Below are 23,243 nucleotides of genomic sequence, written 5' to 3'. Positions count from 1 at the left end.
CCCCCTACCCGCATGTCGGTACAGCGGGATGGGGCGGGTGGGAAAGGGTCAGGCCGGCGGTGCCACCCCGTACGCCTCCACCGAGAACAGCGAGTACCCGAACTCCGTCGCCCGCTCGTCCCCCTGCACCCGGATGAACCGCGTGTCCTTCGCGTCCATGCCGACCGACTCGCGCCCGCCCCTGCCGTCCGCGACCGTCGCCGCGGTGCGCCAGACCCTGCCGTCGGCGGAGACCTGGACGCGGTACCGCGTCGCGTACGCCTCCTGCCAGTGCAGCCTGACCTGGCCCACCCGGGCCGGGCGGGGCAGTTCCACCTGCCACCAGGCGCTTGCGCCGGCCGGCGACGACCAGCGGCTGCCGGCGTCGCCGTCGATCGCCGCGGCGGCCGGGAAGTCGGGCGTCTCGTCGCCGGACGAGGACGCCTTCGCGCCCGCCTGCCGCGCCAGGTCACCGCCCGCGGTCGGGGGAACGGCGCGCACGGTCAGCGTGCGCTCCTGGCCGGCGAACGAGAACGGCACCCGGTACTCGCCCGCGGGGGTGTCCTTGGGCACGGTGACCTCGACGGGCACCGTGGTGCGCTGCCCGCGCGGCACCGTCGTCCGCTCGGGGACGGTCACCTTGATGCCGGCCGGTGCCTTCGCGGTGAGCTCGCCGCGGACCTCGGCCGGGCGCTGCGCGGTCAGCCGGACGCCTGCGCGCTGCGGCTTGCCGCCGATCTCCGCGTCGGTCGTCTCACGGACGAGGTCCAGCCCGGCCGCCGGTTCGTCCGCGAACCACGGCACCAGGGAGCGCACGGCCGGCCGGTCGCCCCCGGACGTGACGCGCACGGCGTCCACCCGCAGCCCGCCGGCGTCGGCCTGGGTCCAGCCGCCCGCCGACAGCGGCCCGAGCGAACGCCACCCCTCGCCCGGGACGTGCACCTCCAGCCGTCCGGCCGCTTCGGCGGACCGGGAGGAGCCGCTGACGGGCGCGGTCATCGCGATGACGGCGGTGAGCGGGCGCGGCCGTTCCAGGCGTACGACGTCCTCGCCGGGCTTGCCGGCCGTCGCCTGGCCGGCACCCGTCCATGCCCGCGACTCCTTCACCGCCCGATCCAGGAACGGCGCCAGCACGCCCTTGCCGACCGTGGCACGGCCGGCCGCGGCTTCCGCGCGCAGCGGTTCCAGCGCCAGCGACGCGCGCCACGCGGCCTCGCCGTCGCCACGGCTCTGCGCCTGGAGCATGTCGACCGCCAGCTCGCCGGAGTGTCCGTAACGTGCCAACTGGGCGAGCCAGGGCCGTACTTCCGCCGCAAGTCGCCCGTCCGCGGTGTCCGCCAGCCGGTCCGGCGCGCGGCGCATCACCGTGAACGCCGCACGCAGGGCGGTCGCGGCACGGTCCCTCGCCTTGGTGTCGGCCGTGGCGCGGGCACGCCAGAACTCGTCCAGCAACGGCCGCAGGTACGCCGACTCGCCGTCGGGGCTCAGGATCGACGACGTGTCGTTGCCCGCGAGCGCGTGCAGCGCCTCCCTGGCCTCGGCGTCGCCGCCGGACAGGTCGTCCAGTGCGGCCTGCCAGGACTGCTCGGGCCGGTAACCCTTCGGGTTCCAGGCGTAGTCGGCGGCGGTGAACAGCGGGATGCGGGAGGCCGCGGCCTGTTCCATCGCGTTGGCGAGCAGCGCGGCGGAACCGGTGGCCACGGCGGGCTCCCGGCCGGTGTAAGGGCCGAGGAATATCCGGTCCTGCGCGTAGTCGTTGACGGGGTAGTTGTCCATGGTGACCAGCGGGTGCTCGAAGGCGTCCCGCGCGCCCGCCAGTTCGCGGCCGGTGATGGTGCGCGGCACTACACCGACCCCGGTCCAGGCCACGCTGACGGTGCCGTCCAACTGCTCCGCCAGCGCCCGCCGGTAGTCGGTGGCGCCCTCCTGGTAGAACTCCGTCGGCATCACCGACAGCGGTTCCGCCTCCGGGTGCCGCTCCGCCAGGTGACGCGCCACCAGGCCCGCGACCCGCGCGTGCGCCCGTGCCGCCGCCTCCGGGCCGGAGCCGAAGGTCCCCGCGTCCTTCGAGCAGTGCCACTCGCTGTAGCTGACGTCCTGGAACTGCAGCTGGAAGGCGCGGAAACCGAGCGCCCACATGGCGTCGATCTTCCGGGTGAGCGCCTTCACGTCCGCGTCGTCGGCCAGGCACATCGACTGCGCGGGCGCGACGGCCCAGGCCAGGGTGACGTGGTTGCGGCGCGCCCGTTCGGCCAGTTCGCGGAACTCGGTCCGCTGGGCCGCGGGATACGGGTCGCGCCAGCGGGCCTGCCGGAACGGGTCGTCGCCGGGGGCGTAGAGATAGCGGTTCTGCTTGGTGCGCCCCATGAAGTCGAGCTGCGCCAGCCGCTGCTCGCGGTCCCAGGGCTGCCCGTAGAACCCTTCGGTGGTGCCGCGCACGGCGGCCCCCGGCCAGTCGCGCACGACGACGCCCGCGACGGTCCCCCGGTCGATGAGCTGCCGCAGGGTCTGCACCGCGTGGAAGAGGCCGTCGTCGCCGACGCCGTCGAGGGCGACGGTCGGGCGGCCCGCGACGCGGCCGACGGCGAGCCGGTAGCCGCCGGAGGGAAGGTCGGCGCGCTCCGGCGCGCGCAGGGCGCGCAGGGCCGACGCGGCCTCGCCGCCGCCGAGGTGCACCACGGGGCCGCGTCCCGGCAGCGCGGTGTGCACGGTCCGTACGCCGGCGGAGTGCAGCAGCTCCTTCAGCAGTCCGGTCGCGTACGGGTCGGCGGAAGGGCCGGCGGCGACGGTCGCTTCGTCGCCGAGCCGCACCGCCTCTCCCTGGGCGCGCAGCGACTGCGGGCGCGGCCACACGGCCGGGGGTGCGGCGGGCTCCTGAGGGTCCTGCGCGCTGCCGGCGGGGGAGCCGGGCTCCTGCGGCTGGAGGGTCGCGCCGTGTGCCGCTCCCGCCCCGCCGAGAAGGCCGCCGATGACCGCTACGGCGACGGCTGCCGCTGTACGTCTCCTGGCCCCGAGCCGCACGGCTTTCTCCCCTCGTCGTCCCCCTGCCATTCCGGTCGGTTTCGAGCCCACCATCACCACCGTCGGAGTGTCAATGCGCGTGGCCGTTGTGCGTCTTTTGCCGGACGTGGTGAATGATCGGAGGCAACTGCCGGACGGGGGGCAGAATGTGACACGGAACACGTCGACCGATCGTGTACGTCTGCGGTTCCGCCTGCTGGGTAGGGCTGCTGTGACCCCTCATCTCTGCTTGGAGTGATTACCGTGGCCGCATCCGCCCACCTGCTGCTCTCCGCCCTGTCCAAACAGGTTCCGGGACAGCTCCCCGGCCCGTCGAAACCGGCACCGAGCGCCTGCCCGCTCGACCACGAGGTGCCGCTCTCCAGCGAGCCGTGGCTCGCCTATGACGCTCCTCTCACGAGCGAGCCGCCGCTCGCTCACGCCGCCCCTCTCACCAGCGAGCCCCCGCTCGCCGACATCGCGCCCCTCACGAGCGAGCCGACCGCCCACGGCACGGCAGGCGGTGCGGAGTCGCCAGGGGTCTGAAGGAGTCCGCATGGGCCTTGCCCGGCTTGCCGAGCTGCACGGAGTCGCCACCGCGTTCTCGCCCGCCAGGGGCGTCACCGCCGCAGTCCCGGATGCCACCGTCGTGGCTGTTCTCGCCGCGCTGGACGTCGACGCGTCCACACCCGAGGCGGTACGCGCCGCGCTGGAGCGCGCCGAGCGGGCCGCCGCGGAGCGGCTGCTGCCGCCGACGGTGGTCGTGTGGCGGGGCGCCGACGGCGGACGGCCGGGGATCCCGTCGGCACTGACCGGCCTCCCGGCCGCCACGAGGCTCCGCCTGACCACGGAGTCGGGCCGGGAACTCGACTGGACGGCCCCCGCGCCCCGGGGCGCGGGCCCTGCCGGTCCCCCCGTGGAGCACGAGCGGACGGCCCCCGAACCCCGCGCCCCGGGCCCGGCCCGTCCTTCCGCGGAGCAAGACCCAACGGCCGCGCCGCCCCCGGCTCCACCCGGGGCCGGAGCCCCGGCGGCCGCGGCTTCCACGCGAGGACCCGGGCCGGGGGCCGGCGCGGACGTCGCGCCGTGGCCGCAACTGCCGCTCGGTGTGCACCGGTTGCACGCCCAGGCGCCGGACGGCCGCTCCGCCCGTGTCACTCTCGTCGTCGCCCCGGACCGCGCGCCGGTCCCGGGCGGGCGTTCGCACGGATTCCTGGTACAGCTCTACTCGCTCCTGACCGCCCGCTCCTGGGGCATGGGTGATCTCGGTGATCTCGCCGAGCTGGCCGCCTGGTCGGGCCGCTCCCTCGGCGCGTCCTTCGTCCAGGTGAATCCGTTGCACGCGGGTGTGCCGGGCGCCCCCACCGACCCGTCCCCGTACCGCCCGTCCTCCCGGCGCTTCCCCGACCCCGTCCATCTGCGCATCGAGGACGTCCCCGAGTACGCGTACGCGGACCCGGCGTCCCGGCGGCGCCTGGAGGAGCTGCGCGACGAGGCGGCGGAACTGCGGGAGTCGGTACTGGCCAAAGGGGCGTTGATCGACCGGGACGCCGTCTGGGAGCTCAAGCGCGAGGCGCTGGAGATCCTGTACCGCGTCCCCCTCGGCCCCGGGCGCCACGCCGCCTACTGCGCCTTCCTCGCCGAACAGGGCCGGGCGCTGGAGGACCACGCCACCTGGTGCGCCCTCGCCGAGGTGTACGGCCCGCAGTGGCACGACTGGCCGCCCGCGCTGCGCGACCCCCGCTCCCCGCTCACCGCGGCGGCCAGGACCGAGCTGACCGACCGCGTCGACTTCCACAGCCGGCTGGTCTGGCTGACCGACGAGCAGTTGGCGGCCGCCGGCCGCGCGGCGCGAGAGGCCGGCATGGAGGTCGGGATCGTCCACGACCTCGCGATCGGTGTGCACCCCGGCGGTGCCGACGCCTGGGCACAGCAGGACGCGTTCGCCGCGGGGATGTCGGTCGGTGCCCCGCCCGACGCGTTCAACGCCCACGGCCAGGACTGGGGGCTGCCGCCCTGGCGGCCGGACGCCCTGGCCGCGTCGGGTTTCGCCCCGTACCGGGGCCTGCTGCGCGGCATTCTGCGCAACGCGGGGGCGCTCCGCATCGACCATGTGATGGGCCTGTTCCGGCTCTGGTGGGTGCCGGCCGGCAGCCCGCCCACCGAGGGGGCCTACGTCCGGTACGACGCGGAGGCGATGCTCGCGGTCCTGGTCCTCGAGGCGCACCGAGCGGGCGCCGTCGTCGTGGGCGAGGACCTCGGCACCGTCGAGCCCGGCGTGCGGGAGGCCCTCTCCCGGCGGGGCGTGCTCGGCACCTCCGTGCTCTGGTTCGAACGGGACTGGGACCGCGACGGGCGCCCGCTGCCGCCCGGGGAGTGGCGCGAGGGCTGCGTCGCCACCGCCACCACCCACGATCTGCCCTCCACGGCGGCCCGGCTCACCGGCGGCCATGTGGAGCTGCGTCACCGGCTCGGACTGCTGGCCCGCCCCCTGGAGGAGGAGCGCACACGGGACGCGGCCGACGTGACCGAATGGCTCGGCCTGCTCTCCGGTCTCGGTCTGCTGCCGGAGGGCCCGGAGGACGAAGAGGGCGCGATCCGGGCCGTGTACCGGTACCTGCTGCGCACACCGGCCCGGATGGTCGGCATCTGGCTGCCGGACGCCGTGGGCGACCGCCGCCCGCAGAATTTGCCGGGCACCTGGGACCAGTATCCGAACTGGCGGCTGCCCGTGTCCGACGCCGAGGGGCGGCCGACGAGTCTGGAGGAACTGGCCGCCTCGCCCCGTCTGCACCGCCTGCTGGAGGTCTTCACGGCCCGTACGGCACCCCCGGACGCGCGGCCGTCGTAGCCGTTCGCTACGTTGGGGACCGTGGACAAGAAGAACGCCTTGCGCACCGGCGCTGTCGCGGCCGGTACGACGCTGATGATGCTGCTCATGTCGTCCCCGGCACTTGCGCTCACCCGGGACGACGGCGACGACCCCGGTCCCGGCCTGAGCGTGGCCGAGACGCTCGGCCTGTACGTGGTGGCGCCGCTCGTCCTCTTCGCGGTGATCGCCGGCCTGGTGATGGTGCTCGACAAGTCCAGGAAGCAGAGCTGACACAGGACTGACGCGTCCTGAGGGCGCCCGGGGTACGTATCGCGCCCGGGGCGCCTTTGTCGTGCCCGGCCGCCCCGCCTCCTGGCGCCATCGTTCAGTTTTCCTTCAAACAAGTGTCGAAACGTTCGATGGACCTGATGATTCCTCCCGTGTGACGGTTGATCCGACTGCCGGCGAGGCCCACTGAGGGCGGAGGAGACACAGGACGGCCGTGACGACGAAGGCGCGAGACGCGGATCCCACCGAAGGGAGAGAGGTGGTCCGCCGCGCGCGGCGCCGTCCGGAGTGGTGATGCGCGCCCTGGGGGCCGGCCGGCCCCGCCGTCCTGTGGTGACGGCGCTCCGGCGCGGCTCGGAGCCGGCGCCGGAGTCTCCAGGGTGCTGACGCCCTGCGGGAGGCGGCAGCGGAGCGGGCGGCGTGATGCCGCTGCGAGGTCAGGAGTCCCGAGGGAGCACCGTCATGGGCATCCGGTCCGGATGGGCCACCGCGGAGGCGACCTCCTTCGGCGTGTGGCCGGGCACGGGACGAAGCTGCCAGCGGGCCAGGACCGTTGCGAGCGCGATGGTCGCCTCGGTCCACACGAATGCGTCACCGATGCACTTGCGGTTGCCCGCGCCGAACGGGATGTACGCCTGACGCGTGATGTCGCCACGGCGTTCCGGCAGCCAGCGATCGGGATCGAAGCGGTCCGGGTCGTCGTACAGCGCAGGGTCCCGGTGCATCGCGTAGAGGCTGAAGCCGACTTCGGTGCCCGTGGGCAGGAGATGCCCGCCGAGTTCGACGGGCGCCGTGGTCCGGCGCATCAGCATGGTGACACCGTGCAGTCGGATCACCTCGTCGAGGACGCGGCGCACCGCCTCCAGCTTCGGGACGTCCTCGACGGTGACCGGCCGGTCTCCGACGACCTCCTTGATCTCGGCCACCAGCTCCGCCTCGACGCGGGGGTGGGCGGCCAGCTGGTGGAACGTCCAGGACAGCGTGGATGCCGTGGTCTCCGCGCCGGCGAAGAGGATGGTGCTGAGTTCGTCCCGCACCTCCGTGTCGGAGAGGGACTCGCCCGTCTGCGAGTCGCGGGCGGCGAGCAGGACGGACAGCAGGTCGTTGTGCTCGCTCGGCCCGGAACTGCGGGTGGTGGCGACGACGTCGTCGATCACCGAGCGCAGCCGCGCCGCCGCCGCGTCGAACTCCCGGTTGGGGCGGATCGGGAAGCGGTCGAGGAACTTGGGGGACGCCGCCCGTATCAGCAGGTTCTGCAGGACCACCGGCAGGTTCTCGCGGATCGCGATCACCGCCAGCTGTCCGATGTCCGTGGAGAACAGCGTCGTCGCCAGCGTCTCGATGGCGAACTGCGCCATCGCCTGCTCCATCTCGATCTCCTGGCCGGCCGTCCAGGAGTCCGCGAGGGAGCGGGCGTTGGAGCTCATCGCCTCCGCGTAGAGGGCGATCCGCTGCGGATGGAACATCGGCTGGATGAGCCGGCGGTGCTTGCGGTGGATCTCGCCGTCGGCCGTGGCGAGGCCGTCACCCGCGAGGGGCCGCAGCCGGTCGAAGAAGCGCCCCTTCTCGAAGCTGCGGGCCTGGCGCACGGTGACCTCGTGAATCAGCTCCGCCGACGTGGCCACGTACATCGGCATGGTGCCCAGGTCGACCCGCACCAGGTCACCGTTCTCCCGCAGGGACTTGAGGAAGCCGAGCGGGTCACGCCACAACTTCCAGGCGTGGCCGAGGAGCGGTACCGCGCCGGGGGCGACGGGCACAGACTGCGGCGCGGCTGGCCGCGTTCCGACTGACACCGGACGATCCTTTGCTGTAGGCGTGTCTATACGGTCTGCTCGACCGGACGGCGACCGGCGAACCGCTCGCAGGGAGCGGGCACGAGCTCCCACCACCAGGCGACGGCGGGGATGCCGAGCGGTTCATGGCGGTCGTCCGTCGGCGTCTCCCGGAAGGCCGGGGGCAGGCCCGCCGGGTCGTCCGGTGTGGTGTAGCGGACGGAGCTGATGCCCCAGTCCTGCGCGCCGCGGATGAAGCTGGAGAGACTGCTCAGATACTGCCGCAGCTGCGGGCTGCCCTCGGCGGACAGCTGCTCGGTCAGGCGCATGTACAGGCACATCACCCTGTCCCGTTGGGTTATCGCCGCGTTCAGGGCCTCCTTCGTGGACAGCCCGTCCTGCTCCAGCACCCGCAGGACGTTGAGGTAGTAGCCAGCGGACCTGCGCTCCTTGTGGTGGGAGAAGATGTCGTTGTCCCAGGTGATGATGAACGACGCCATCTCGGCCGCGGCGCGCACCGCCGTACGGTCGCGCTCGTGCGGCTGGAGTTCGTAGCCGTACGCCATCTCCAGCATCGGCAGGACCACGGACGTGGCTCCGTCGTAGAGGCGCATCAGGGTGTAGTCGTTGAGGTCGGGGACCGTGCCCGCGCGCCGGTGCGCGGCCTCCCACACGACGGAGAAGAAGTACTCGCGCAGGGCGTCCACCCAGCGGGCCGCCTGCCCGGCGGTGCCGTAGCGGTCGACCCTCGTCCGCAGGTCGCGCAGGCCGGCGGCCAACGGGTCGCCTCGCATCATCGGGGCCTCGGGGTTCTGCGCGACGCGGATCAGGCGGTGCAGGAGACCGGCCAGGTCCCCTGGTCTGTGTCCGAGTTCGCCCTCCTCGCAGTGGCCGTCGTCGACGCCGAACAGCCACAGGACGAAGTCCGCGAGGAGGGAGACGACTTCCTCCCGTCCCTCGGGCAGGATGCGCGCGGAGAAGATGCCGATCTCCTGGGTGACGAGCTTGCCGCGCAGTTCTTCCGAGCCGATGCGAAACGTTTCTGCCCAGGCCGCCGTCTGGACATCGATGTCGGCGTGACGCGGATGGATGGCCGGCCGGAGGGGCGAGAAGATCGGGGGTACGGTCAGCTCGGTCTCCACTGCGGCCTGCCTTTCGATGCCGGGTGCAGGGCGCCGGGTGCCAACGCCCGTACCGCACACGTGACTTGCGCCCCAACGTTGATCAACTGTCACGCATCGTACTCAGCCAACTTGGCTGATCCAATAGGATGATCTCCCTGCAATTGGGCCACATCGGGTCGTGTGCGACGGGCGTCTCAAGAGCGGAACAGTGACTTCCACCACGGTGTCCGCTCGGGGGCGCCGTCCGACCCGGCATCCGGTGCGGGCCGCGGCGCGACGGCCACGGTGGCCGGCAGCGCGCCCGGCACCGTCGACGCGATCTCGTCGGACCGCTCTGCGGCCGCCCGCACCTTCTTGAACGGCGGGGTGAACCGCACCGGCAGGGACTCCAGACGGTGTGACAGCCACGAGGCACTGGTACGCAGCTCCGCCTCGGACACGCCGAGCCGAAGGTCGGGCAGCCGGGCGAGCAGCGTGTCGATCCCCGTGTCCGCGATGGCCCGGCCGATGTCCTGGCCCGGGCATTCGTGCGGACCGCTGCTGAAGGCGAGATGGGCGCGATTCCCCAGTAGCGGTTTGTCCAGATCGGGCCGGATGGCCGGGTCCGTATTGCCCGCCGCCAGCCCCAGCAGCAGCATGTCCCCCTGCGCGATCTGCTGGCCGCCGAGCACGGTGTCGCCGGTCGCCCAGCGGCCGGTGATCGCGGAGAGCGGCGGCTCGTCCCACAGCACCTGTTCCAGGGCGTCCGGCAGCGTCATGTGCCCACCGGCCAGGTTGGCGCGGAAACGCCGGTCGGTCAGCACCAGGCGCAGGGTGTTGGCGATCAGGTTGACCGTGGTCTCGTTCGCCGCGACGAGAACGAGGCGCAGGTGCTCCATCACCTCGTCGTCGTCGAGGTCGGCCTGATGGCCGATCAGCCAACTCGTGAAGTCGTGACCGGGCTTGGCCTTCTTCCGCTCGGCAAGCGTCCGCAGGGTGTCCACGACGAGTTCGTTGCTTTCGAGCGCCGTCTCGCTGCCCTTCATCAGGTCCAGCGCGGCATCCACCAGCCGTGGCCCGTACTCCTCCGGCATGCCGAGCAGCTGGGTCATCACCAGCATCGGCAGCTTCTCGGCGAAGTCCCCGATCAGATCCGCCTGCCCGGACGTGGCGAACGAGTCCACCAGCTGGTTCGTGTACCGGATCACATAGCGCCGGATGCCCCGCCGGTCGAACTGCTCGAGCCCGTCCCGCACCGCCGATCGCAGTCGCTCGTGGTCGGCGCCGTCGGCGAAGACACAGATGGGCTGCCAGCCCACCATGGGCAGCAGCGGGGAGTTACGGGCGACCCTGCCCTGCTGGAACATCGACCACAGCCGGGAGTTGTTGGAGAACCGCGACGGCGCACGCATCACCTCGAGATTCTCCCGATGCCCCAGCACCAGCCACGCCGGCAGATCTCCGTGCAGCAGCACCGGCGCCACCGGGCCGTGCTCCTTGCGCAGCAGTTCGTACATCGCCCGGGGATCCGCCTCCGCCTCCGCGCCGTACAGGCGGCGCAGCGCGGCCGGCGCCACGCCGTGGGCGGGGCAGCCCGGCGGCGGGGCCGGGGTGCCGGGGGTGTCGTCCGGTCCGTGCGGGGCGGGGGTGGTGGTCATGACGCCTCCTGCGTCGTGGCGAGAGTCCGGAGGTAGCGCATCAGCGTCATCAGCACCTCCCGGCTGGAGCCGCGCAGCCGCGCGTCACACAGCACGATCGGGACCGCCGCCGGCAGGTCCAGCGCGGCGCGCAGCTCCTCCAGAGGATGCTCGGGCGCGTCGGGGAAGGTGTTGACGGCGACCACGAACGGCACGCCGCGCTCCTCCAGCCGGCCGATCACGTCGAAGCTGACTTCGAGCCGGCGGGTGTCGACGAGGACCACGGCGCCCAGCGCGCCCTCGAACAGGCCGCGCCACAGGAACCAGAAGCGCTCCTGGCCCGGGGTGCCGAACAGGTACAGCACCAGCTCCTCGTTGATGCTGATGCGGCCGAAGTCCATCGCGACGGTCGTGGAGGTCTTGCGCTCCACGCCCTGGGTGTCGTCGACGCCGGCCCCGGCCCGGGTCATCGTCTCCTCCGTCGTCAGCGGCCGGATCTCGCTCACCGAGCCGACCAGTGTCGTCTTGCCGACGCCGAAACCACCCACGACGACCACCTTGACGGCGGCCGTGGCCGTCCCGGGCAGCACGTCCTCGCTCCGCGGCCCGAGGGCCTGCTCAGAGCTTCTGAAGTCCATCGATCACTGCCTCAATCAAAGCGCGGTCGGGGAGATGGGCGGCCTGGACGGGTGCGCGTGCCAGCACCTTGTCCTCGGCCAGGAGGTCGCTGAGCAACACGGTCACGACGCTCACCGGGAGGCCCAGATAGGCGGAGATCTCGGCCACCGACAGCGGGGCCTGGCAGATGCGGATGATCGCCGCGTGCTCCGGCTGCATGCCGGGCGCGGGACCCGACCTGGCCACGATCAGAGTGACCAGGTCGAGCGTGGCGGGCGCGGATGAACCGCTGCGGCCGCCAGTGATGACGTAGAGCCGCTCGGGACTGCTCTGCTCCCAGTCCCCGCCCGCGTCGCTCACGCGGTCTGCCCCTCGTGCCGCGGCGGCGTGCTCAGATGCTCGCCGATCCGCAGCACGAGGTCCCGCATCCGCTGGCCCATCAGCCCGGCGTCGACTCCCTCGTCGGCCAGCACCGCGAGGTACGCGCCCTCGCCCGCCGCCATCAGATAGAAGAAGCCGCCGTCCATCTCGATGACGACCAGGCGCATCCGCCCGTCGCCCCGCGGGAGTTCGGAGGCCACCGCGGCCGCCAGGCTCTGCAGCCCCGCGCAGGCGGCGGCCAGCCGGTCGGCGGTGTCGGTGTTGGCACCGTACTGGGCCATGCGCAGACCGTCGGCGGACAGGACGACGACGTTACGGGTCTGCGGAACGCCCTCCGCCAGGTCCTTGAGCATCCAGTCCATGTTGGTCTGGTTGGACTGCCGCTGAATCATGGCTGCTTGTTCCCCTTGCTTGACTGGGTGGTGTCACCGGACAGGCCGTTCTGGAACGCGGTCAGCCACATCCCGGGCTGCACCGCCGGTGCGGACCCCGTCCCGGAGGCGGTCGCGGAGCTCGCCTCGCCGGCGCCGGGGGCGGCCTGCGTGACGGGAATGGCGGTCGGGGCGGTCGCCGCCGGCTCGGCGGTCGCGGTCGCGCGGGTCTTGCGGCGCCGCTGGGGCAGACCGGTCGGGGTCCGCTCGGTCACCTCCGGCGCGTCGTCGCCGGCCGGGCCCGTCGGACCCGTGACCGGCCTCGGCAGCCGCTCGTGGGTCTCGGAACCGGCCGCGCGGGGACCGGAAGACGTACCGATGCCGTGCGCGAGGCCGGTGGCGGAGGAGACGGTGGTGATCAGGTCCTGCGGCACGACCAGCACGGCCCGCACACCGCCGTACGCCGACGAGCGCAGCGCTACCCGGAAGCCGTACGCCTGCGACAGCCGGCCGACCACCGCGAGGCCCAGCCGAGGGGTCTCGCCGAGGTCGTTCACATCGATGCCCTGCTGTGCCTGCCGGAGCATGCGCTCGGCCCGCAGCCGGGCCTCCTCGCTCATGCTGACGCCGCCGTCCTCGATCTCGATCGCGATCCCGGACTGCACGTCCACCGCGGTCAGATGGACCTTGGTCTGCGGCGGCGAGTAGCGGGTGGCGTTGTCGAGCAGCTCCGCCAGCGCGTGGATCAGCGGCTCGACGGCCGTGCCGACGACGGCGACCTCGGAGACCGAGTGCAGCTCCACCCGCTGGTAGTCGAGGATCCGCGACATCGCGCCGCGCATCACGCTGTACAGCGGTACCGCCCTGCTCCACTGGCGGCCCGGGCGGGCGCCGCCGAGCACGGCGATGGAGTCCGCGAGACGGCCGATCAGGGCCGTGCCGTGGTCGATCCGCAGCAGGTCGCCGAAGACGCCGGGGGTCTGGCCGTGCCGGTCCTCCATCTCGCGCAGCTCTTGCGCCTGCTGGTGGACGATGGCCTGAACGCGGCGGGCGATGTTCACGAAGGCCCGCTGGGCGGACTCGCGCAGATCCTCCTCCGCACTGACCGCCTCGACGACCGAGCGGAGCACCGCCCGGTGCTCGGCCGGGGCGTCGATCGAGGCGAGCACGTCCTCGGGGAACTCGCCCTTGCGGAGCCGCTCCACCACCTGGGGCAGCAGCTCACCGGCGAGGCGGCCGGTCTCGGCGGCCCGGCGCGCGAGAGCCGCGTCCTGGTCCGCGACGGTGCGGTGCAGCCGGGCCACTGCTCTGCCGCGCCGCACGACCTCGGCGCAGGCGGCGGCGACCACGGCGACCGCGACCACGCCGACCAGGGCCACCGGGGTCCGGGCCGGAGCGGGGACCAGGAACACGGCCGCGACGGCGGCCGCGAGGGTCGCGGCCACGGGCAGCTGCCAGAGGCGGCCGGCCGGGGGCCGCGGACTTCCGGTCGACGTTCCCTGTCGAACCATCGGCATCCTCAGAATCGAACGTGGAAGATCATCAGACGACCGGGAGCATATCCCGCTCGTCGAGGGCGCTTTGATGGCGGGTCATGAGACTGTCGCGATGTATGCGGCTGAAGTGGCAAACCGGCGCGCCGAGTTCACGAGAAGAACATCGACATCCTGATGGACGCGCACGAGGCCCGGCCGCACCGACGCGGGCAGTGCCGATGCCGGCCGCACCGACGCCCGGCCGTGCCGTCGGTGGCCGCACCGACGCCGCGACGCGAACACGGGGAAGCCCCGGAACCGGCCTAAGGGGCGGTTCCGGGGCTTCCCCGCGTTCGAGGCCGGGGCGCGGTCGCCCCTTGTGGGCGCGGTCAGCCCGCTGCCGCGTCCGCGGCCTGGGCGCGCAGGGCGCGTTCGATGCCGGCGCGGGACTCGGAGACGAGCCGTCGCAGCGCCGCGCTCGGCCGGGCAGAGGCGAGCCAGGCGTCCGTCGCGTCCAGCGTCTCCCGGGAGACGAGCAGCGACGGGTAGAGACCGACCGCCACCTGCTGCGCCATCTCGTGGCTGCGCGAGTCCCAGACGTCCTTGACGGCCGCGAAGTACTTCTCCGCGTACGGCGCGAGCAGCTCGCGCTGGTCGGTCTGGACGAAGCCCGCGATCACCGACTCCTGCACGGCGTTCGGAAGCTTGTCGCTCTCGACGACGGAGGTCCACGCCTCCGCCTTCGCCTCCGCCGTCGGGCGCGCGGCCCGCGCGGTCGCCGCGTGGCGCTCGCCGGCCGCCGTCTTGTCCCGCTCGTACTCGCCCGCGATGTCGTCCTCGTCCAAGACGCCGGTCGCGGCGAGCCGCTCGACGAAGGCCCAGCGCAGCTCGGTGTCGACGGCCAGGCCCTCGATCGTCTCCGTGCCGTCCAGCAGCGCCTGCAGCAGGTCCAGCTGCTGCGGGGTGCGTGCCGTCGCGGCGAACGCCCGTGCCCAGGCCAGTTGGTGGTCACTGCCCGGCGCCGCGGCCCGCAGGTGCGCGAGCGTGGCGTCCGTCCACTGGGTGAGGCCGGCCTCACGCCATCCCGGCGCCGCGTACAGGTCGAGGGCCAGCTTGACCTGGCGGTGCAGGGACTGGACGACGCCGATGTCGGACTCCTTGCCGATCCCGGACAGGACCAGCGCCAGGTAGTCGCGGGCGGCGAGTTCGCCGTCGCGGGTCATGTCCCACGCGGAGGCCCAGCACAGTGCGCGCGGCAGGGACTCGGCGAAGTCGCCCAGGTGCCCGGTGACGTTGCGCAGGGACTCCTCGTCGAGGCGGACCTTCGCGTACGTCAGGTCGTCGTCGTTGAGCAGCACGACCGCCGGACGCGCCTTGCCCACCAGCTCCGGTACGTCCGTCAGCTCGCCGTCGACGTCCAGCTCGATCCGCTCGCGGCGCACCAGCTTGCCGGAGTCGTCCAGGTCGTACAGGCCGATGGCGATCCGGTGCGGGCGGAGCACCGCCTGCGGCGGAGCCGCGTCATCGGACACGGTGCCCTTGGCGCCCGCGGGGAGCGCCGGGGCCTCCTGCCGCACCGCGAAGGCGGTGATGCCACCGGAGCCGTCCGTGGTGATCTCGGGACGCAGGATGTTGATACCGGCTGTTTCCAGCCACGCCTTCGACCAGGTCTTCAGGTCCCGTCCGCTGGTCTCCTCCAGGGCGCCGAGGAGGTCGGAGAGACGGGTGTTGCCGTACGCGTGCGCCTTGAAGTACGCCTGCACGCCGCGGAAGAACTCGTCCATGCCGACGTACGCGACGAGCTGCTTCAGGACCGACGCGCCCTTGGCGTACGTGATGCCGTCGAAGTTCACGAGAACGTCGTCGAGGTCGCGGATCTCGGCCATGATCGGGTGCGTCGACGGCAGCTGGTCCTGCCGGTACGCCCAGGTCTTCATCGAGTTCGCGAACGTGGTCCACGAGTGCGGCCACTTCGAGCCCGGCGCGTACGCCTGGCACGCGATCGAGGTGTAGGTGGCGAACGACTCGTTCAGCCACAGGTCGTTCCACCACTCCATGGTGACGAGGTCGCCGAACCACATGTGCGCGAGCTCGTGCAGGATCGTCTCCGCCCGCACCTCGTACGCCGCGTCCGTCACCTTCGAACGGAAGACGTACTGGTCGCGGATGGTGACGGCGCCCGCGTTCTCCATCGCGCCGGCGTTGAACTCCGGCACGAAGAGCTGGTCGTACTTGGCGAACGGGTACGCGTAGTCGAACTTCTCCTGGAACCACTCGAAGCCCTGCCGGGTGACGTCGAAGATCGCGTCCGCGTCCAGGAACTCCGCCAGCGACGGGCGGCAGTAGATGCCGAGCGGGACGGACTGCCCGTCCTTCTCGTACGAGCTGTGGACGCTGTGGTAGGGGCCGACGATCAGTGCCGTGATGTACGTGGAGATCCGCGGCGTCGGCTCGAAGCGCCATACGGTGCCCTGCGGGCCCTCGGGCTCCGGCGTCGGAGAGTTCGAGACGACCGTCCAGCCCTCGGGGGCCTTCACGGTGAAGGCGAACGTCGCCTTCAGGTCGGGCTGCTCGAAGCTGGCGAAGACCCGCCGCGCGTCCGGCACCTCGAACTGCGTGTACAGATACGCCTGCTCGTCCACCGGGTCGACGAAGCGGTGCAGCCCCTCGCCGGTGTTGGTGTACGAGCAGTCGGCGACGACCTTCAGCTCGTTGTCGCCCTCGCGCAGATGCTGCAGCGCGATCCGCGAGTCCCGGAAGACCGCGGCGACGTCCAGCGGTTTCCCGTTCAGTACCACGTCGTGCACGGCCGGTGCGACCAGGTCGATGAACGTCTCCGCGTTCGCCTCCGCGGACGCGAAACGCACGGTGGTCTCGGACCGGTAGGTCCCGCCCTCCTGCGCCCCGGAGAGATCGAGGTCGATCTCGTACGAGTCAACGGTGAGCAGGCGCGCACGCTGCTGCGCCTCTTCACGGGTCAGGTTTGTGCCAGGCACCCGGTCATCTCCTCGGTATGTGATGTTTGCGGCACATCCTTCCACGCGGGGTGTGCGCCCCGCCCGGGAGAATCCGCAGCCCGGCACCGCCCTGTGCGGACGTGCCGGCGTGGTGAACGCCGAAGGGGCGGACGCCGCACCGGCGCCCGCCCCCAGGAGGCCCTGCTCAGCCGCGCAGCTCCTCCGCGACGAGCTCCGCGATCTGCACCGCGTTCAGCGCCGCGCCCTTGCGCAGGTTGTCGTTGGACACGAACAGCGCAAGACCGTTGTCCACGGTCTCGTCCACGCGGATGCGGCCCACGTAGGACGCGTCCTTGCCGGCCGCCTGCAGCGGCGTCGGGATCTCCGAGATCTCCACGCCCGGGGCGTCCTTCAGCAGCTCGTAGGCGCGCTCCACGGCCAGCGGGTTCGCGAAGCGGGCGTTGACCTGGAGCGAGTGGCCGGAGAAGACCGGGACGCGGACGCAGGTGCCGGAGACCTTGAGCTCCGGGATCTCGAGGATCTTGCGGGACTCGTTGCGGAGCTTCTGCTCCTCGTCGGTCTCGTGGGAGCCGTCGTCGACGATCGAGCCGGCCAGCGGCAGGACGTTGAAGGCGATGGGGCGCTTGTAGACGCCCGGCTCGGGGAAGGCGACGGCCTCGCCGTCGTACGCGAGCTGGTCGGCCCGGTCCGCCACCGCCTTGACCTGGTCGTCCAGCTCGGCGACGCCCGCGAGGCCCGAACCGGAAACGGCCTGGTACGTGGTGGCGACCAGCGCGAGCAGGCCGGCTTCCCGGTGCAGCGGCTTGAGGACCGGCATGGCGGCCATCGTGGTGCAGTTCGGGTTGGCGATGATCCCCTTGGGGCGGTCCTTGACCGCGTGCGGGTTGACCTCGGAGACCACGAGCGGCACCTTCGGGTCACGGCGCCAGGCGGAGGAGTTGTCGATCACGACGACGCCCTGGGAGGCGACCTTCTCGGCAAGCGCCCGGGAGGTCGCGCCGCCGGCGGAGAAGAGGGCGATGTCCAGGCCGGTGTAGTCGGCGGTGGAGGCGTCCTCGACCGTGATCTCCCGGCCCTCCCACTCGATGGTGGAACCCGCGGACCGGGCCGAGGCGAACAGCCGCAGCTCGTCCACCGGGAACTTCCGCTCGGCAAGGATCTTGCGCATGACCGTGCCGACCTGCCCGGTGGCTCCGACGATTCCGACCTTCACGAGGACTCCTCCGTACGTACTTGCGGCCATGTGCCGCTCCATGATGCGTATGTCCACACTCGGCTTGTCCAATCGGTTGTCCGAGTGGCGGGACGTGTGAGACACCTCATGCCACTTGACCTGCAAGAACGCAAGAAGGGGCGGGGACCCGCATCGGATCCCCGCCCCTCACTGTCGCGCCCGTGGTGCTACTCGGTGACCTTGGCGATCACCACGCTGCCCGCGCCCGCGGCCGTGCCGCGGCTGTTCAGCAGCTGCACCTCACCGAAGAACCGACGTCCCTCGGGTGCCGCGCCACTCACCACGACCTCGGCGCTGACCTGAGCCGACGCACCGGCCTCGAGCGTGAACGGCTTGTCCTCGTCGACCTTCAGCGTGCCGAGCGACGAGGAGAAGAACACGTCGCGGTAGTCGTACTCGGTGGTCCCGGCCGGGACCGAGTAACCGTCGACCACGATCGTGTAGGTGCCGGCGGCCGGCTTGATCAGGCTCACCGCCTCCTCCGAGTCGCCGTCCGCGGACTGGCCGACCACCGCGCCGTCCTTGAGGACCACCAGGTCCAGGTCGGCGCCGTTGTCGGAGGTCGAGCCGATCGCCACGTCGAGGCGCTCCACGCCCTCGCCGACGGTGACCGTGGACTCCTGCGACTCACCGTCCGCGATCGACGGTCGGGCGACCTTCGCCGAACCGAGCGAGCCGCCGGCCAGCTTGCCGTCGATGGCGGCGAACTGGTTGGTGACGTCCCACTCGACCGCCGTCGGCGTGCCGATCTTCGCCTCGGGGAGCGTCTTGACGGCCGGGTCGAAGGCGGCGCCCAGCACCGTCACGTCCAGCTTGAACGGGTTGTCCAGCAGCGGGGACGTACGCCGCGACTCGACCTCGATCTCCCACACACCCGGTGTCGGGTCCTTGTAGGACCGGACGTCCGGACGGCACGTGTTCGCCGGGTTGTCGTAGTTCGGGTAGCAGTTGATCGTCGAGGTCGGGTCGACCGGCAGACCGTACGGGTGGATGCCGATGAACCGGGTCTGGCTGCCCTCGTCGAGCCCGCCGATCGCGACCTCGAGGTTCTTGGCGCCCTCGGGGACCGTGACGAAGTACGACTTGTGGCTGTTGCGCTGCACCGAGTCCGACTTCGAGACGGTGTACCCGGGCTTCGCGAGCTCGTCGGAGACGACCACGGTGGCCAGGATCTGCTTGTCCGTGCCGATGGTGCGGCGGTCGTCCGCCTCGAGGATCGCGCTGTGCACACCGGCCGTCTTGGGCCGGGCCTGGACGGTGACGGTGACCGGCTGATTCAGCGGGAGCCTGACCTTGGAGCCGCCGAGCAGACGGAAGGTGCCGTCGTTGTTCTTCCAGCGCAGCTTGTGCTCGACCGCCTTCTTCGGGCCGGTCGTGCGGGTGACGGTGATGTCGTACGTCCGGCTCTTGCCCGCCTTCAGCCCGCCTTCGCGGTCGTAGAGGCCGGTGCCGAAGCCGGGGGTCTTCAGCGCGAAGTCGATCGCGGTGTCGACCGGCGCCTTGACCGTGTACTCGTGGGCGGCGACGCCGCGCCGGATCTGCTTCCAGGCGTCCACGACGTCGATCAGGCCCGCGCCCTGCTCGTGTGCCGACACACCCTTGATGCGGTCGGCGGTGCTGGTCAGGGCGGTGCGCAGCTGCGCCGGGGTGAGCTCGATGTCGCGCTGCTTGGCCGCGGAGAGCAGCAGCGCGGCCGCGCCGGCGGCCTGCGGTGAGGACATCGAGGTGCCCTGCATCATCGAGTAGCCGGGCGGCAGCTCGTAACCGGCCTCCTTGACCGGGCCGCCGGCCGCCCAGGTCTGGGTGGTGTTGACCGCCGCACCCGGGGCGGTCAGCGTCGGCGTGAAGCCGCCGTCCTCACGCGGGCCGCGGGAGGAGAAGGGCAGCATCGCGTACTTCTTCTTGACACCGGAGCCGTAGTTGGCGGCCCAGGTCTGCTTGGAGATGGACGCGCCGACGGAGATCACCTTCTCCGCGACGGCCGGGTCGCCGAGGGTGTTGGTGCCGGGGCCGGAGTTGCCGGCGGAGATCACCAGCTGGACGCCGTAGGCGTCGATGAGCCGGTTGTAGAGCTCGGCGCGCGCGTTGTTGCCGTCGTTGAGCGCGGGCAGACCGCCGATGGACATGTTGACGATGTCCACGCCGCGGTTGATGACCAGGTCGGCCATGCCCTCGGTGAGCGCGATGTTGGTGCAGCCGCCGCTCCAGGTGCACGCGCGCGAGGAGACTATCTTCGCGCCGGGGGCGGCACCGTTCATCCGGCCGCCGAAGAGGCTGTTGGCGGCGGTGATACCGGCGACGTGCGTGCCGTGCGAGCCCTCGATGACACCGATGTTGACGTAGTCGGCCGTCGCGCCCGCGCTGTTGTAGACGACGTCGGTACGGACCTCGATGACGAACGGGATGCGCTCGGCGATCGCGGTCTTCGGGTCGTCCTTGCCGAAGTAGCCCACCTGGAAGCCGTTCTTGTACGGCTTCATCAGGGTGTCGTCGGTGAAATCGGCGTTGTTGTTCAGGTCGACGCGCGCCGTGCGGGTGCCCTCGTCGTAGAGGACCGCCCAGACGTCGGTGGTGTCGCCGTCCCGGTTCAGGTCGCCCGCCATGTCGCCGCCCTTGGTGGCGGCCTCGGCGAACAGGTTGAAGCGGTAGTCGCCGGCCGGGGCGCTGTAGGTGCGCCCGTTCACGGCGAACGTCGGGCCGGAGACGGCCGTGTTCATCCGCAGCCAGGTGCGGTCGCCGTCGGCCACCGGGTCCGTCGCCGTGACCCAGTCGACGATCTTGCGCTCGCCGGTGGTGGTCTTCTGCAGCGCCGGGTGGGCGACGTCGACACCGGAGTCGAGGATTCCGATGGTCACGCCGCGGCCGTCGGCCTTCGGGTGCTTCTTGACGAAGTCCACCGCTCCGGTCTCGAACGACGGGTTGTACGGGTTCTTGGCCGGCGTCCCCTCCCCGGGCGCCGGGTACTGCTTGACCTGGGCCTCGGCAGTCCCTGCGGACGCGACGGTGTCCGCTGCCGGGGTCGGGTCGTCAAGCTGGATCTCGTGCTTGAGATCGATGCCGTGCACGCTGGACAGCTTGGCGGCGGACTTGAGAGCCGCCTCCGCCTTGTCCGTGGGCAGCGTGGCACTGACGTAGCCGAGCTCGTCGAAGGTCCGGCCGACGACTGCGCCCTTCACGGCGTCCAGTCGGTCCGCGACCTGCTCGGTCTGGCCGGGGGCGGTGGCCACCATGACGGTGACGCTCTTCTCGCCCTTGGCCTCGGCCTCCGCCAGCAGCTCCTCGTCGGCCTTGCCGATCTTGTCGGAGGACTTGGCGGCCTTGATCTCCTTGGTGCCGGCCGGGTCGTCGGCGGGCGTGGAGGCGACAGCAGGGGCGACGCCGGCGGCGACGAGCGCGGCCACCATGGAGGCGGCGGCCGCGACGCGCGCCACGCGTCTGTTCCCTGGCGTCGAGCGTCCTGTTGCGGAGCTCTCGGGTTGGGGGGTCATCAGTATCCCTGTTCGTGAAAGAGAGGGTCCGGAATACGGTGCCGGATGACCGCTCAGCCTTTCGTAAATGACAGGGGTTTGTGGAGGGTTGATCGAGACGGATGTGTGCATGGCGCACATCCGCCACCGCGTACGGTGCGCCACCGGGAACGAACCGGTGCGTACCGCCCTGGCCGGCCGGGCGCGCCGGTAATCTCACCGGATGAACAAGGAGTTGAGGGTCGCGGCCTACGCCGTGTGCGTCCGGGACGGACAGGTCCTCCTGGCCCGCTGGGTCGCCCGCGACGGAACCAAGAGGTGGACGCTCCCCGGCGGCGGCATGGACCACGGCGAGGACCCCCTCGACACCGTCGTACGGGAGGTGGAGGAAGAGACCGGGTACGGCTCCGAGATGACGGCGCTGCTCGGACTCGACTCGGTACGCCGACGCTACCCGCGCACGTTGGGCGCGTTCGCCGACTTCCAGGGCCTGCGGATCGTGTACGAGGGCCGGATCACCGGCGGCGGGCTGCGCAACGAGGTCAACGGGTCCACGGACCTTGCCGCCTGGCACCCCTTGGCGGCGGTTCCCCGCCTCGACCGGGTGGAACTCGTCGACGTCGGCCTGGAACTGTGGCGCTCCAGACCCGCGCTGGGCCGGGCCCCTCAGCGGGGCAGCACGACCACATAGGCAGCGGGCTCCCGGTCCGCCGCGGCCATCAGCGCCGTACGCACCACGGTCGCCTGCTGCTCCGGAGCCTCGCGCAGCTTGCGTGGCGTGAGATGCACGACGGTGATGCCCAGGCGCTCCAAGTGGTCCCGCTTGCGGGCGTACCGCGCCCACTCGGCCTCCGCGTCCTGGCGCGGTGTCCGGGTGTCCAGCTCCACGGCGACGGCCTGCTCGGGCCAGTACGCGTCGACCCCGCCGAGACGCGGCCCGCCGGGAAGGCGGAGGTCCACGTTCCACAACGGGTCGGGCAGGCCGCCGTCGCGCACCAGCCGGTACAGCCGGCCTTCCGCCAGGGCGCGGCGCTCCGCGAGCAGGTCGTCGACGGCACTGACGACGTGCGGCCGGTCCAGCAGCCGGGCGTTGTTCAACTCCCGTACCAGCGCGGCCGGTTCGCTGTAGCCGCCGCGCACGGCCTCCGTCAGCAGCCGGCCGACGAGCTGCGCGTCGTCGAGCTGTGCCACGGCGTCGGCGACCGCGCGAGCCGCCGGGGCGACGGGAAGGCCGGTGATCTCCTGCGCCTGCGGGAGGGAGCGCCCCCGCAGCAGCCGGGCGCAGCCCGTCGACCGCAGCCGCCGGGTCCCCGGCACCAGCACGTCGATCACGCCGAGCGCCGTCAGCGACGGCACCGCCGAGAACCCGTGCAGGGCGAGCGCGGCGAGTCCGGTGACCATGGCGTCGCCGTACGGTGCCGAGTCCTGCCGTTCGTGCCCCTGCGCAGGCAGGACGGGCCGGCCGGCGTACATCAGCACGGCGTGCAGCCGCTCCGCGCCGGTGGGCAGCCCGGGATGCAGCAGATACACCCCCGGCAGCAGCATCTGCCACGCCCCACCGGGCCGGCACTGCTCCGCGACCCGCGAGGGCGGGACGCCGTGCATCCGCAACTGCGCGCCGGACACGACGCGGTGGGACGCGGAGGCGAGGGGGAGGGGGAGAGGGGAGAGGGAAGCGTCGGGGTGGCTCATGCCGATGAGATGCCCGCGTCGCCGGACCGGGCTAACCGCTGTTACAAGCTCGTCGACAATTCGGGACGACCCTGCCCTAAAGTACGCCCGTTCGACTGCCGACACCCCGCGCGCCTTCCCCCGGGGGCTCTCCGCCCCCTACTCCCGGCGCCTCAATCGCCGGCGGCGGGGAGCTTGCCGGTCTCGTCGGGGCTCCGCCCCGCGTTCCCGGCGCCTCAATCGCCGGCGGCGGGGCTGGACGGGCCCGGCACACCGGCCCGGCCGGCGCTTGAGGCCACCGCGCGCAGCGCGGTACCGGGTCCGGGCGGAGCCCGGTCCGGCCGTCGGGCGGGCACGGGTGTGGGGGCACAGCCCTCAAGTGGCGGCCGGAGGGCGTGGTGGGGTTGGAGGCTTGCCCGGGGAGACCGCGCGCAGCGCGGTACCGGGTCCGGGC

16 protein-coding genes are annotated in these 23,243 nt (G+C 72.1%); 4 read left to right on the top strand and 12 right to left on the bottom strand.

All coding sequences use genetic code 11. The features are described 5' to 3' along the window. Positions 1 to 48: 48 nt before the first annotated feature. Positions 49 to 3,000, bottom strand: a complete 2,952-nt coding sequence (locus AB0903_RS17580; RefSeq protein ID WP_366703655.1) for a beta-N-acetylglucosaminidase domain-containing protein — start codon at positions 2,998 to 3,000, stop codon at positions 49 to 51. A gap of 243 nt (positions 3,001 to 3,243) precedes the next feature. Here AB0903_RS17580 and AB0903_RS17575 point away from each other — a divergent pair, with 243 nt between their 5' ends. The 3 genes from AB0903_RS17575 to AB0903_RS17565 are packed head-to-tail and all read left to right on the top strand — an operon-like array spanning position 3,244 to position 6,082. Then, positions 3,244 to 3,525: a hypothetical protein gene (locus AB0903_RS17575; RefSeq protein WP_366703653.1), complete on the top strand. Its 282-nt coding sequence runs from the start codon at positions 3,244 to 3,246 to the stop codon at positions 3,523 to 3,525. A gap of 10 nt (positions 3,526 to 3,535) precedes the next feature. Beyond that, on the top strand, positions 3,536 to 5,830 hold the full coding sequence (gene malQ, locus AB0903_RS17570; RefSeq protein WP_366703651.1) for a 4-alpha-glucanotransferase: 2,295 nt from the start codon (positions 3,536 to 3,538) through the stop codon (positions 5,828 to 5,830). Between the two features lie 21 nt (positions 5,831 to 5,851). Then, a complete protein-coding gene (locus AB0903_RS17565) occupies positions 5,852 to 6,082 on the top strand; it encodes a hypothetical protein (RefSeq protein WP_366703650.1) in 231 nt (76 codons plus the stop codon). A 434-nt stretch (positions 6,083 to 6,516) separates the two neighbouring features. Here the strand turns inward: AB0903_RS17565 and AB0903_RS17560 are convergent, their stop codons facing one another. From AB0903_RS17560 to AB0903_RS17515, 10 genes are all read right to left on the bottom strand, one after another. Beyond that, complete coding sequence (locus AB0903_RS17560; protein WP_366703648.1) at positions 6,517 to 7,875, bottom strand: cytochrome P450; 1,359 nt, start codon at positions 7,873 to 7,875, stop codon at positions 6,517 to 6,519. 26 nt (positions 7,876 to 7,901) lie between these two features. Next, on the bottom strand, positions 7,902 to 8,996 hold the full coding sequence (locus AB0903_RS17555; RefSeq protein WP_366703646.1) for a selina-4(15),7(11)-diene synthase: 1,095 nt from the start codon (positions 8,994 to 8,996) through the stop codon (positions 7,902 to 7,904). Between the two features lie 176 nt (positions 8,997 to 9,172). Beyond that, on the bottom strand, positions 9,173 to 10,615 hold the full coding sequence (locus tag AB0903_RS17550; RefSeq protein WP_366703644.1) for a cytochrome P450: 1,443 nt from the start codon (positions 10,613 to 10,615) through the stop codon (positions 9,173 to 9,175). Further along, positions 10,612 to 11,232: an ATP/GTP-binding protein gene (locus AB0903_RS17545; RefSeq protein WP_366703642.1), complete on the bottom strand. Its 621-nt coding sequence runs from the start codon at positions 11,230 to 11,232 to the stop codon at positions 10,612 to 10,614. The genes AB0903_RS17550 and AB0903_RS17545 overlap by 4 nt, the downstream gene beginning before the upstream one ends. Further along, the gene (locus tag AB0903_RS17540) at positions 11,213 to 11,572 is read right to left on the bottom strand and encodes a DUF742 domain-containing protein (protein ID WP_366703640.1); all 360 of its coding nucleotides are present in this window, start codon (positions 11,570 to 11,572) and stop codon (positions 11,213 to 11,215) included. The genes AB0903_RS17545 and AB0903_RS17540 overlap by 20 nt, the downstream gene beginning before the upstream one ends. Beyond that, on the bottom strand, positions 11,569 to 11,985 hold the full coding sequence (locus AB0903_RS17535) for a roadblock/LC7 domain-containing protein (RefSeq protein WP_366703638.1): 417 nt from the start codon (positions 11,983 to 11,985) through the stop codon (positions 11,569 to 11,571). Before AB0903_RS17535 ends, AB0903_RS17540 begins: the two co-directional genes overlap by 4 nt. Continuing rightward, positions 11,982 to 13,475 carry an ATP-binding protein gene (locus AB0903_RS17530; protein ID WP_366703636.1) on the bottom strand — a complete coding sequence of 498 codons (1,494 nt, stop codon included), beginning with the start codon at positions 13,473 to 13,475 and terminating at the stop codon, positions 11,982 to 11,984. The genes AB0903_RS17535 and AB0903_RS17530 overlap by 4 nt, the downstream gene beginning before the upstream one ends. A 353-nt stretch (positions 13,476 to 13,828) precedes the next feature. Further along, entirely contained in the window at positions 13,829 to 16,435 is a 2,607-nt protein-coding gene (pepN, locus tag AB0903_RS17525; RefSeq protein WP_366703634.1) for an aminopeptidase N, read from the bottom strand. A 166-nt stretch (positions 16,436 to 16,601) separates the two neighbouring features. Further along, a complete protein-coding gene (locus tag AB0903_RS17520) occupies positions 16,602 to 17,630 on the bottom strand; it encodes an aspartate-semialdehyde dehydrogenase (protein ID WP_366703710.1) in 1,029 nt (342 codons plus the stop codon). A 188-nt stretch (positions 17,631 to 17,818) separates the two neighbouring features. Further along, positions 17,819 to 21,139, bottom strand: a complete 3,321-nt coding sequence (locus AB0903_RS17515; RefSeq protein WP_366703632.1) for a S8 family serine peptidase — start codon at positions 21,137 to 21,139, stop codon at positions 17,819 to 17,821. Between the two features lie 202 nt (positions 21,140 to 21,341). On the opposite strand from AB0903_RS17515, the gene AB0903_RS17510 reads away from it, so the two are divergent. Next, positions 21,342 to 21,809, top strand: a complete 468-nt coding sequence (locus tag AB0903_RS17510; protein WP_366703631.1) for an NUDIX hydrolase — start codon at positions 21,342 to 21,344, stop codon at positions 21,807 to 21,809. Here the strand turns inward: AB0903_RS17510 and AB0903_RS17505 are convergent. Further along, positions 21,785 to 22,810: a hypothetical protein gene (locus tag AB0903_RS17505; RefSeq protein WP_366703629.1), complete on the bottom strand. Its 1,026-nt coding sequence runs from the start codon at positions 22,808 to 22,810 to the stop codon at positions 21,785 to 21,787. The two genes, AB0903_RS17510 and AB0903_RS17505, sit on opposite strands and share 25 nt — an antisense overlap. Positions 22,811 to 23,243: the final 433 nt, after the last annotated feature.

The organism is Streptomyces sp. NPDC048389 (genome assembly GCF_040706335.1).
Classification (GTDB): domain Bacteria; phylum Actinomycetota; class Actinomycetes; order Streptomycetales; family Streptomycetaceae; genus Streptomyces.
Note: the sequence above shows the minus strand (reverse complement) of the source record. Positions and strands in the feature narration are given on the sequence as shown.

Bases quoted from the DNA above. Each gene is read 5' to 3' on its own strand.
- AB0903_RS17550 (WP_366703644.1), bottom strand. From the start codon at position 10,615: ATGACCACCACCCCCGCCCCGCACGGACCGGACGACACCCCCGGCACC.
- AB0903_RS17515 (WP_366703632.1), bottom strand. From the start codon at position 21,139: ATGACCCCCCAACCCGAGAGCTCCGCAACAGGACGCTCGACGCCAGGG.
- AB0903_RS17530 (WP_366703636.1), bottom strand. From the start codon at position 13,475: ATGGTTCGACAGGGAACGTCGACCGGAAGTCCGCGGCCCCCGGCCGGC.
- AB0903_RS17545 (WP_366703642.1), bottom strand. From the start codon at position 11,232: ATGGACTTCAGAAGCTCTGAGCAGGCCCTCGGGCCGCGGAGCGAGGAC.
- AB0903_RS17535 (WP_366703638.1), bottom strand. From the start codon at position 11,985: ATGATTCAGCGGCAGTCCAACCAGACCAACATGGACTGGATGCTCAAG.
- malQ (WP_366703651.1), top strand. From the start codon at position 3,536: ATGGGCCTTGCCCGGCTTGCCGAGCTGCACGGAGTCGCCACCGCGTTC.
- AB0903_RS17510 (WP_366703631.1), top strand. From the start codon at position 21,342: ATGAACAAGGAGTTGAGGGTCGCGGCCTACGCCGTGTGCGTCCGGGAC.
- AB0903_RS17505 (WP_366703629.1), bottom strand. From the start codon at position 22,810: ATGAGCCACCCCGACGCTTCCCTCTCCCCTCTCCCCCTCCCCCTCGCC.